The organism is Methanoculleus taiwanensis (genome assembly GCF_004102725.1).
Taxonomy (GTDB): Archaea; Halobacteriota; Methanomicrobia; order Methanomicrobiales; family Methanoculleaceae; genus Methanoculleus_A; species Methanoculleus_A taiwanensis.
In genome coordinates, this window is sequence record NZ_LHQS01000010.1 from 1 (window position 1) to 1,866 (window position 1,866).

Annotated in this window: 2 protein-coding genes; both read left to right on the forward strand. The window is 59.2% G+C overall.

Features of this window, described 5'->3' with window-relative positions; genetic code table 11:
• The first annotated feature begins 51 nt into the window (after positions 1-51).
• Positions 52-1,203, forward strand: a complete 1,152-nt coding sequence (locus tag ABH15_RS13525) for a Coenzyme F420 hydrogenase/dehydrogenase, beta subunit C-terminal domain (protein ID WP_128695134.1) — start codon at positions 52-54, stop codon at positions 1,201-1,203.
• 225 nt (positions 1,204-1,428) lie between these two features.
• Positions 1,429-1,866 (forward strand): molybdopterin-dependent oxidoreductase (locus ABH15_RS13530; RefSeq protein ID WP_164913773.1); only part of this gene is annotated, 438 nt, incomplete at its 3' end.

Consider the following 1,866-nt stretch of genomic DNA (forward strand, 5'->3'; position numbering starts at 1 on the left):
CGAGTTCAAGGCATGTGCCGTCAAGGTCGAGAAGATTACGGAGGCCTGAAGATGGCAGCACAAGGAGACATGGTCTACGCATGGGCGGCAGACGCCGACGTGCTGAAGAAGGGGGAGTGCGGAGGTGCGATCACCGCCTTGCAACAGTATGCCCTTACATCCGGCATGGTGGACGCCGTCCTCGCCGTCAAGAAGGGACAGGATCTCTACGATGCCGTCCCCACGCTCATCACCGACCCGGCGGACCTGGCGCAGACGGCAGGGTCGCTCCATTGCGGGACGCTTCTCCTCTCGAAAGTGGTGAAGAACTACCTGGACAGCAACAAGACCGCACGGATCGGTGTCACAGTGAAGGGCTGCGACCTCATGGGTCTCATCGAGCTCGCAAAGCGGGATGCGGTCGATCTGGATCGCCTCCTCCTGCTCGGCGTGAACTGCGGCGGGTCGGTAAGCCCGGTAGCCGCCCGCAAGATGATCGCCGAGAAGTTCGAGGTCGACCCCGATGCGGTTCACAAAGAGGAGATCGATAAGGGTCAGTTCATCATCGAGTATGAAGGCGGTCACAAGGGCATTAAGATCGACGAACTCGAAGAGGAAGGCTACGGCCGCCGTTCCAACTGCCGCCGCTGCCTCTACAAGGTTCCCCGCCAGGCAGATCTCGCCTGCGGAAACTGGGGTGTCATCGGCGACAAGGCCGGCAAGGCAACCTTCATCGAGGTCTGCTCCGAGAAGGGCGCAGAACTCCTGAACAAAGCGGTGGCTGCCGGTGCCGTCAAGGCCGAAGCGGCGAACCCCAAGGGTATCGAGATCCGCGGCAAGGTCGAGAACGCGATGCTCAAACTCGGCAATAACTGGCGAAAGGAAGACTTCGAAACGCTCAGCTCCGATCTCTGGGGCACCATCGGCCGCGAGACAGCCCGGTGCATCAAGTGCTACTCCTGCATTGAGAACTGCCCGGTCTGCTTCCCGGCTGCACAGGAACTCAAAGGAAACTCCAGGATGGTCACCTCAGGAGAGATTCCGCCAAATCCGATGTTCCACCTCCGGCGGTTTGCGCACATCTCCGACTCCTGCGTCAACTGCGGCCAGTGCGAGGAACTCTGCCCGATGGATATCCCGCTTGCGCTCTTCTCCCATGCCATCAGGACCGAGGGTGACAGTGCATTCGAGCCCAAGCTCGGGCGAGCATCCTACACCAACTAACTCATTTTTTCAGACTGCAATCAGTCCGACACCATTTCAGGGGCGCATTGGCATATAAACCCATATTGTACGCCTAAACGGCGATCAGACCGACAATTCCCGGTATTCTGCCGATCTCCAGGGAAGAGGGGCATTGTAGCCCACCGTTATTCATCAAAACCACCGAAGTTAACCAATATAATTAAATAAACCTAACCCAGAACTCTATGTATCCGAGGTTTTACCATGGAGTTCAAGTATGTACAGACCACGTGCCCGTACTGCGGCACGGGATGCAGTTTCAACCTCGTGGTGAAGGACGGCAAGGTCGCCGGCACGGCGCCCTACCAGCGTTCACCCGTCAACGAGGGAAAGGTCTGCCCGAAGGGCACCTATGCACATGAGTTCGTGAACAGCCCCGACCGGCTCACCAAGCCCCTCATCAAGAAGGACGGCCAGTTCGTCGAGGCAACCTGGGACGAGGCCTACGACCTGATCGCCCAGAAGCTCAAGTCCTACAAGCCCGACGAGCTTGCCTGTCTCTCGTCCGCCCGTACCTCTAACGAGGACAACTACGCTCTGATGAAGTTCGCCCGCGGTGCCCTGAAGACCCGGCACATCGACCACTGCGCCCGGCTCTGCCACGCATCCACCGTCGCCGGCCTCGCCGCATCCTTCGGCTCC

Bases quoted from the DNA above. Each gene is read 5' to 3' on its own strand.
- ABH15_RS13525 (WP_128695134.1), top strand. From the start codon at position 52: ATGGCAGCACAAGGAGACATGGTCTACGCATGGGCGGCAGACGCCGAC.